Origin of the sequence: Pseudorhodoplanes sp., from assembly GCF_046289595.1 — a bacterium.
In the GTDB taxonomy this organism is placed as follows: Bacteria; Pseudomonadota; Alphaproteobacteria; order Rhizobiales; family Xanthobacteraceae; genus Pseudorhodoplanes.
The window spans coordinates 9,176-16,965 of record NZ_JBKBVB010000100.1 but is presented as its reverse complement, the minus strand read 5'-3'; the positions used below and the strand labels follow the sequence as shown (position 1 = coordinate 16,965).

At 63.6% G+C, this 7,790-nt stretch carries 9 protein-coding genes; 1 reads left to right on the top strand and 8 read right to left on the bottom strand.

Annotated elements, in window-relative coordinates; translation table 11 throughout:
• Nucleotides 1-4: 4 nt before the first annotated feature.
• The 3 genes from moaD to uvrC form a co-directional block, all read right to left on the bottom strand.
• A complete protein-coding gene (gene moaD / locus ACK41X_RS17860; RefSeq protein WP_409726094.1) occupies nt 5-256 on the bottom strand; it encodes a molybdopterin converting factor subunit 1 in 252 nt (83 codons plus the stop codon).
• Nucleotides 257-323: 67 nt separating this feature from the next.
• The gene (pgsA, locus tag ACK41X_RS17855) at nt 324-980 is read right to left on the bottom strand and encodes a CDP-diacylglycerol--glycerol-3-phosphate 3-phosphatidyltransferase (RefSeq protein WP_409726096.1); all 657 of its coding nucleotides are present in this window, start codon (nt 978-980) and stop codon (nt 324-326) included.
• Nucleotides 981-1,082: 102 nt separating this feature from the next.
• On the bottom strand, nt 1,083-3,137 hold the full coding sequence (gene uvrC, locus ACK41X_RS17850; protein WP_409726092.1) for an excinuclease ABC subunit UvrC: 2,055 nt from the start codon (nt 3,135-3,137) through the stop codon (nt 1,083-1,085).
• Nucleotides 3,138-3,391: 254 nt separating this feature from the next.
• Between uvrC and ACK41X_RS17845 the strand changes: the two genes are divergently transcribed.
• Complete coding sequence (locus tag ACK41X_RS17845; RefSeq protein WP_409726090.1) at nt 3,392-4,015, top strand: outer membrane protein; 624 nt, start codon at nt 3,392-3,394, stop codon at nt 4,013-4,015.
• Nucleotides 4,016-4,138: 123 nt separating this feature from the next.
• Here the strand turns inward: ACK41X_RS17845 and ACK41X_RS17840 are convergent, their stop codons facing one another.
• The 5 genes from ACK41X_RS17840 to ACK41X_RS17820 all read right to left on the bottom strand — a co-directional run bounded on the left by ACK41X_RS17840 (nt 4,139) and on the right by ACK41X_RS17820 (nt 7,622).
• Nucleotides 4,139-4,747, bottom strand: coding sequence for a glutathione S-transferase family protein (locus tag ACK41X_RS17840; RefSeq protein ID WP_409726088.1), 609 nt, complete (start codon nt 4,745-4,747; stop codon nt 4,139-4,141).
• Nucleotides 4,748-4,843: 96 nt separating this feature from the next.
• Nucleotides 4,844-5,059, bottom strand: coding sequence for a cold-shock protein (locus ACK41X_RS17835; RefSeq protein ID WP_409726086.1), 216 nt, complete (start codon nt 5,057-5,059; stop codon nt 4,844-4,846).
• A 211-nt stretch (nt 5,060-5,270) separates the two neighbouring features.
• Complete coding sequence (locus tag ACK41X_RS17830) at nt 5,271-6,116, bottom strand: 23S rRNA (adenine(2030)-N(6))-methyltransferase RlmJ (RefSeq protein ID WP_409726084.1); 846 nt, start codon at nt 6,114-6,116, stop codon at nt 5,271-5,273.
• Nucleotides 6,117-6,280: 164 nt separating this feature from the next.
• Nucleotides 6,281-7,078 (bottom strand): ribonuclease T2 family protein, encoded by a 798-nt coding sequence (locus ACK41X_RS17825; RefSeq protein ID WP_409726082.1) that lies wholly within the window; start codon nt 7,076-7,078, stop codon nt 6,281-6,283.
• An 88-nt stretch (nt 7,079-7,166) separates the two neighbouring features.
• A complete protein-coding gene (locus ACK41X_RS17820; protein WP_409726080.1) occupies nt 7,167-7,622 on the bottom strand; it encodes a hypothetical protein in 456 nt (151 codons plus the stop codon).
• Between the last annotated feature and the right edge of the window lie 168 nt (nt 7,623-7,790).

Genomic DNA, 7,790 nt, shown 5'->3' with positions numbered 1-7,790 from the left:
GACATCAGCCCCCCGTCATCGGCGGAAAGAAGGCGATCTCTTTGGCGCCTGCGATCGGTGTGCCGGGCTGCACATGTTTGCGGTCGATAGCGGCGCGGATCACCTTCGCATTTTCGAAGGCATAGGCATATTCTTCGCCGCGGCCGGCGAGCCAGGCCATCAGCTCTTCCACCGTACCGACCTCGGCCGGCGGGGTCAGTTCTTCCTCGGGCTTGCCGATGCGCTCGCGCACCCAGGCGAAATACAACAGCTTCACGTCTTCCTCATGCCTGTGCAGGCCGGACAAGTGCAGGCCGGACGCATTCCGCAGCCCGCATCGTGCATCATTCGTCGATGATATGCCGCAGGCCTGCGCGGAAATAATCCCACCCCGTATAAAGGGTGAGAAGTGCGGAAATCCAGAGCAGGACCAGCCCGATGGATGTCGTGAGCGCCAGCGGCTCGGCGCCGTAACTCCAGCGCCAGTCCATGAAACTGACCGGCAGATAATAGTCCACCGCCTCGCCTCCCAGCAGAAAGCCGATCGCGACCAGCTGCAGCGTCGTCTTCCATTTGGCGAGCTGTGTGACCGGCACGCTGACCCGCAGCTCGGCGAGAAATTCGCGCAGACCCGAGACCAGAATCTCCCGGCACAGAATGATGATGGCGGCGAACAGCGACCAGCCCTTGATGGTTTCGTCCGCCGCCAGCATCAGCAGGCAGGAGGCGACCAAGAGCTTGTCGGCGATCGGGTCGAGCATGCGGCCAAGCCGGGATTGCTGGCCCCAGCTGCGGGCCAAATAGCCATCGAAAAAGTCGGTGATGCCGGCTGCGATAAAGATCGCAAGCGCCACCAGCCGCAGCCACAATCCCCCCTGCAAAATCGCCTGCCAATACATGCAGGCGACCACCAGCGGAACCGCGGCGATCCGGCAATAGGTCAAAACATTGGGCAGCGAGAATGCGCCGCCCTCAACGCGTTGCGTCGACACCGAATTCATAACCGCAGCGAACACACCCGGCCCGCCTCCGTCAACCCGCCCTCAGGCGAATGCCATAACTTGTCCCGTGGCTTGCGCAGACCCCGAAAAAACCTGCCAAAATCAGCCCTGCCGCTCGTGAAAAAAGTCATAGATCCGTCGTGCAGTGTCGGCGTTGATGCCGGGAACCTTGGCCAGATCCGTCATGGATGCCCGCTCGATCGCCTTCAGCGTCCCGAAATGGTTGAGCAGGGCGCGCTTGCGGGTCGGTCCGATCCCGGGGATTTCCTGCAACCCGCCTTCCCGGATATCGCGGGTTCTGCGGGCGCGGTGCGAGCCGATTGCGAAACGGTGCGCCTCGTCCCGCAGCCGCTCGACGAAATACAGCAGCGGATCGCGGGGCGGCAGCCGGAACGGCTCGCGGCCCGGTACGAAAAAGGTCTCGCGGCCGGCGTCGCGGTCGACGCCCTTGGCGATGGCAACCAGCGGCACGTCGGTGACGCCAAGCGCCGCAAGCGTTGAGCGTGCGGCGTTCAATTGCCCCTGTCCGCCGTCGATCAGTACCAGATCGGGCCACGGCGTCTCCGCATGATCCGTCGCGGCCGGCTGATCCGGCGCTGGCGCATCGTGTCTATCGTCCCGCAAAGCGGGCGCGGACGTTTCGGACGATGTGGCTTTTCCTGGTTTGCGCGGATGCTCGCTCATCAGTCGCTTGAAGCGCCGCTCCAGCACCTCGCGCATCATGCCGAAATCGTCGCCGGGTGTGAGATCCTCGGCGCGGATGTTGAACTTGCGGTACTGGTTCTTCACGAAGCCCTCGGGCCCGGCGACGATCATGGCGCCGACCGCATTCGTTCCCTGAATGTGGCTGTTGTCGTAAACCTCGATCCGGCGCGGCGGAGCCGGCAGCCCGAAGCTTTCGGCGAGCGCCTTGAGCAGTGTCTGTTGCGAAGAGGTTTCGGCGAGCTTGCGTCCGAGCGCTTCGCGCGCATTGGTGAGCGCGTGGTCGATCACATCGCGCTTCTCTCCGCGTTTGGGCCGGTTAATCTCAACCGCGTGACCGCTCTTGGCCGACAGCGCTTCGGCGAGCAGCGTGCGCTCCGGCAAGTCTTCAGATACCAGCACAGTCCTGGGGCACGGCTTGTCGTCGTAGAATTGCGCGACGAAAGCGGAGAGGACATCGGCTGCTGCGAGCGCGCGATCGGCCCGCGGAAAATAGGCGCGATTGCCCCAGTTCTGCCCGGTGCGAAAAAAGAACACCTGAACGCAATTGTATCCGCCGGCCTGGTGGATTGCGAAGATGTCGGCATCGCCGACCCCGCGCAGATTGATGCCCTGCTGGGACTGCACCGCCGACAGCGCCGCAAGCCGGTCGCGGTAGATCGCGGCGCGCTCGAAATCGAGCGCCTGCGAGGCCTTTTCCATCTCCTGCGCCAAGAGCTTCTTCACCGCGTCGCTCTTGCCCGAAAGAAAGTCGCGCGCCTCGCGCACCAGCTCGGCATAGGCGTCTGGCGCGACCTCGCCGGTGCAGGGCGCGGAGCAACGCTTGATCTGATGCAGAAGGCATGGACGGGTACGGCTTTCGAAGACCGCATCCGAGCAGGAGCGGATCAGGAAGGCGCGCTGCAACGCCGTGATCGTCCGGTTCACCGCCCAGACCGATGCGAACGGCCCGTAGTAATCGCCGTCGCGCGTACGCGCGCCGCGATGCTTCAGGATCTGCGGGGCCTCGTGATCGCGGGTAATCACGATATAGGGGAACGACTTGTCGTCCCGCATCAGGACGTTGAAACGCGGCCGCAATCGCTTGATCAGATTGGCTTCGAGAAGAAGCGCTTCGGTCTCGGTGCGGGTGGAGACGAACTCGAGCGTCGCGGTCGCTGCGATCATTCGCGCGATGCGGCTGTCATGGCCGGTCGGCCGTGCATAGGAGGCGAGACGCTTCCTGACGCTCTTGGCCTTGCCGACATAGAGCACATCGCCCGCGGCATCGATCATGCGATACACGCCGGGACCGGGCGGCGCATGTTTCAGAGATGCGGAGATGGCCGCGCGGCCGGCCGCAAGCGGCGCTTGCGTCTGGACTGAATTTTCCGCTTCTGCCGGCGGCAGGTCTTGCTCGTCGTCCTCTTCAAGGACGTCGATTTCGGGTTCGATATCGGTTCTCCGGCCGTTCATGGGAGGGGTTCAGATGCGTCCGTCAATCGTCTTTCGCAAGGCCGAACCAAAGGTCAATGCGCCGTTAACGGAGGTTTCCGGGTTTTTTACGATCCGTTAGCGATGCGTTTAGCTTCGCGCCGCGATTCACCGCTGTTTAACTTAAACAACCCGATAACTCGAAGCTGAAAAGGCCATGTATTGGCCGCCGGCGCGGATGTTTTGCATCCGCGCCCGTCCGCAAAGCCTGCGGAACCGGTGTGGGAGTGAGTAACATGAAAAAGGTGCTGATCGGCCTCGCGGCGCTCGCGACGATCATGATGTCGGGTCAGACGCAGGCAGCCGATATCGGATACCGGCAATATGCGCCGGCGCCGGCACCGGTTCCTGCCTGGCGCTGGATGGGCCCGTATATCGGCGCCAATGTCGGCTATCAATGGGGCACAATCGACAACAACCCGGCGGAGCCCGCTGGGGTTAGCGGCGGTCTGCAGGCCGGCTATAACTGGCAGAACGGCAATTTCGTCTTCGGCGCCGAGGGCGACATCAACATCACCAATGCCGACGACACCTTCGCGCCGTGGAAATTCTCGAACCCGTGGTTCGGCACCTTGCGCGGCCGCCTCGGTATCGCCGCCTGGAGTGGCGTGTTGTTCTACGGTACCGGCGGTCTTGCCTTCGGCGGGCTGGAAGCCGAAACCTGGGGCGGATTGTCGGAGAGCCGCACCCATCTCGGCTGGACAGTCGGCGCGGGCGCCGAAGTCGCCCTCAATCAGAACTGGTCGGTCAAGGCCGAGTATCTGTATCTGAGCCTCGCCGAGCGCGGCTATACCGTGACCGGCGCCGACAACGGCTTCAACAACAACCTGCTCCGCTTCGGCGTCAATTACCGGTTCTGACCTGACGCCGGTTCCGATCCCAACAGGTCATGGCCGGGGTTGACCCGGCCATGTGGCCGCTTTCCGGAAAACCATGCCTGCGGACCGGATCCGCGAGTCATCGCGCCGAACGCAGAGCTGTCGCTATGCCAGGACGCGAGTCTGCTCGAATGCGGGCACCTGCGCCGCAAAGTGTTCGAGCCATGACACCAGCTTCCGATGCCCCGGGCGCCAGGTGCCGCCAAACCGTAAGTCCTGATACCCGAGCGCGCAGGCCAGCGCGATCTCTCCGGCATGCGGCTCGTCGGTCAATGGCTGCGGCGGGTCCGCTTCCAATGCGGCAAGGCCGCGCGCAACCTTGCCGGCCTGGTAATCGAGCCAGGGTTGATGGCGCACGCCTTCCGGCCGGTAGCGCGCCTCGTAGACCTGCAGGATCGAGGCATCCATGATGCCGTCGCACAGCGCCTGCAGACGCAGCGCCGCAAATCGCGGACCGGGTTCGCGCGGCACGATGCGTCCGCCGCCGGCGAGCTGGTCGAGATATTCAAGGATCACCCGCGAGTCGAAAAGCGTCTGGCCGTCGTCCAGCACAAGCGTCGGAATTTTCCCGAGCGGGTTCTGCGTGCGCAACGCATCCGCTTCATTGTTGGTGTCGGCAGGAACGATCTCGATGCGGTCGGTGAGGCCAAGCACGCTTGCTGCAATCGTGACCTTGCGCCCGAAAGGCGAAGGCGGCGCTGAACGAAGGATCATGGATTGTCTCAATCAGGAAAAAATTGTTTCACTTCCGCGGTCGCTGTCGCGCCGCGCGCGGGCACACAAGGACAATAACCGGTCGTGAGCTTCGCGCTATCCCGTGATCACGAGATTCACGGCCTTCGGCCCTTTGCCTTTTTTGTCGGGCTCGACATCGAAGCTGATCCGCTGTCCTTCCGCGAGTGCCTTCAGTCCGGCCTGCTCCACCGCCGTGATATGGACGAACACGTCGCGTCCGCCATCGTCGGGCTTGATGAAGCCATAGCCACGCTCACCATTGAAGAATTTGACGATACCTGTTTGAGCCATCGTGGGCTCCTTTCCCGCAATTGCTAAGCCGCCGTCCCACACGGCAGCGGCCCGGCCGGACATTCACAATCGGGGAAAGCGTCAGCCTTTTAAGGGGCCTCGGTCACTCCGCCGGCCCCCCTTAAGAGGACGGAACGTCAAAGCCGCAGCAAGTAAAGACCAATGCTGGGCATGTGGAAAGGGGATTGCACGGCGAAATTGCACGGCGCGGTCATTGCGGACCGAGCGCCTGGATGAGGAGGTCGCTTGGCCGGCCAGGCCAGAATGAATCCGCGAGTGCCGGCAACAAAATTTGCGCCTCGGCCCGCAGCGTCCAGGGCGCGTTGACCACGATCAGACCGGTGCCTTTTAGCTTTGTGCCGCCAATCGCATCGCAGTAAAGTTCTATCTGCAACGATTTCGTAAGTCCCAGCGCAGCGACGGTCTTGCTGAAGCGCGCGCGCACCCGCAGCTCCTTGAGCGGATACCAGAGCAGGATGGTCCCGCCGCGCCATTTGCGGTGCGCTGCATCCATGGCTTCGGCCGCGTGATGCAATTCGTTGTCCCGCTCGTAAGGCGGATCGATCAGGATGAGCCCGCGCTTTTCCTTTGGCGGGATATAGGCGTTCAGCGCGGTCCAGCCGTCGATCGCGATTGCCTTGACGCGGGGATCGCCGTGCAGGTTTTGCGACAGGGCGCGGGCTTCGCCCGGCTCGAGTTCGCAGGCAATCAGCCGGTCCTGCGGCCGCAGCCACTGCCGGATCAGGAGGGGAGAGCCGGGATAGCGCGCGAGCGCACCGTCCGGGTTGAAGGCAGAGACGGCCGCGAGATAGGGTGCCAGCAATGCTGCGGCTTCGGCGGTGAAGGCAAATCCGAAGACCCGGCCGATGCCGTCCTGCCATTCCGCGCCACGCCGGGCCTCGTCGCCCGAAAGATCGGTGAGGCCGCTGCCTGCATGCGTGTCGATGACACGGAAGGCCGCCTCCTTCGTTCGCAGATGCATGACCACGCGCGCGAGCAGCGCATGTTTGACGACATCGGCGAAATTGCCGGCGTGGAATGCGTGTCGGTAATTCATTGGCCGGCAAGGTCACCGGCCGCGGCCTTGCGTCAAGCGCGAAAAGCGCACGCGGCACCGTACCGGATGGTTCCAGAATCGGCCGATTCCCGCCGAACGATCTCAAGCGGCCGGAGCCAGCCGGCGGATGGCGGCCGGCTGGTGGCGGCCGGCCCAGGCGGCGGCTATCCGCCGCGAACCGGCGGCATCATCACCTTGTCGCTGCGGCAGGCGCGTCGGTCAATTTCCGGGCAGGCGCGGAATTGCAGATCCTTGGTCATGCAAATTCGCACCTCGCTGAGCCGGCGGCTGTCGCATGTCACGGCCATGCCTTCGGCCGTCAGCCCCGGATTGGCCTCGACAAAAGCCTTCTCGACCTCGTCCGGCGAGACTGCCAGATAGGAGGTGACGTTCTGATATTGAGGCGGAATATTCACCCGCTCGCGCGCCTTGCGCACGGTATCGAAATATCTTTGGCTGCTGAGGCCCGAGCAGGTGCCGTGGCGGTCCCACTGATTAAAGACCAGCCGCGGCGCTGGCATGATGTCGAGCATTGAATCGACGATGGTGCGCGCAAGCCGTGGCGCCGGCACCTGGCATTCCCGCGGGAAGCCGCGCTCATATTGCGGCCAAAGGCCGTGAACCACGAACGAATAGGGTCGCGCGCCCGCGCATTGCTGCAATGTGGTGCGGCCGCCATTGCGCTCGCGCGAGGATTCGCAGAACGAGGGCGACCACGACAATGCGAGGACATAGAAATCGAACTGACCGGCCTGGTTGCGCTGGTCGCGCCGGCTTTCGGGCTGGAAGCGCTCCTGACCGACTTCGCGATTGAAGCGTTCCTGGGCGAAGCGGTCCTGGGCGAAGCGGTCCTGGGCGAAGCGCTCAGAAGCGCCGGGCGGGGCGTCCTGCGCAAGGGCTGCAACCGCCATAATGAGAGCAAACGACAGGGTGAAACCGAAACGCTTGGCAATTGTCAGCATGATACGCCCCCGACGGATAACGAGCCGCGCCAAGCGTACTTGCCCGAAAAGAACATTTCAAGAACAAAAAGCTGTTCAGCTTCTGAGATCAGGGCCGCATCATCCGGCAGCCCGGGTTGCTCGCCCAGTTGCGGTCGAGCCCGACCACGCACCATTCGACATCCCAGGTTGCGCCGATCAGCCCGAAATCCTCGCCGATCAGGTAGTGCACCGGCCGCCAGATGCCGTCCGAGATCAAGGCGCGGGCGGTACAAAAACGCCGAGGGATGGTGTCCGACGCCCAGGGCCGGTTGGCGGTTTCATGGATATCGTCGAATTTGACGATGCCGAGACGCGAATTCCAGAACGCATGTTCCTTGCCGCTGAACCGCAGCTGGATGGTGCCGAGCGCCCAGCCGCTGTCGCAGGCGGGCAGATTGCCGCTGTAACGCGGGCCGCTCATCCAGAAATTCTTTTCCAGCCAGTTTGCCGCCTGAGCCTGCGGCACCAGCGCCAGCACGGCTGCGAGCGCGCCGACCACCAGACCAATGCGCCTGACAGACATCCTAACCCCCAAACCGAAACCCGCAGGGACGGTGCCGGGCCGCTCCGCTCCGGTCAAGGGGCGCGCACAAGGTTGCAGGCGCCGCAATCCATTTTCTGGCGCGGTGTGGCGCGATATGCGGGCGCCGGTGGCAGCACTTTTGCACAGCGCCACCGATGCGACCGCGCC

Coding starts and splice junctions, on each gene's coding strand:
- pgsA (WP_409726096.1), bottom strand. CDS start 980: ATGAATTCGGTGTCGACGCAACGCGTTGAGGGCGGCGCATTCTCGCTG.
- uvrC (WP_409726092.1), bottom strand. CDS start 3,137: ATGAACGGCCGGAGAACCGATATCGAACCCGAAATCGACGTCCTTGAA.
- ACK41X_RS17845 (WP_409726090.1), top strand. CDS start 3,392: ATGAAAAAGGTGCTGATCGGCCTCGCGGCGCTCGCGACGATCATGATG.
- ACK41X_RS17840 (WP_409726088.1), bottom strand. CDS start 4,747: ATGATCCTTCGTTCAGCGCCGCCTTCGCCTTTCGGGCGCAAGGTCACG.
- ACK41X_RS17835 (WP_409726086.1), bottom strand. CDS start 5,059: ATGGCTCAAACAGGTATCGTCAAATTCTTCAATGGTGAGCGTGGCTAT.
- ACK41X_RS17830 (WP_409726084.1), bottom strand. CDS start 6,116: ATGAATTACCGACACGCATTCCACGCCGGCAATTTCGCCGATGTCGTC.
- ACK41X_RS17825 (WP_409726082.1), bottom strand. CDS start 7,078: ATGCTGACAATTGCCAAGCGTTTCGGTTTCACCCTGTCGTTTGCTCTC.
- ACK41X_RS17820 (WP_409726080.1), bottom strand. CDS start 7,622: ATGTCTGTCAGGCGCATTGGTCTGGTGGTCGGCGCGCTCGCAGCCGTG.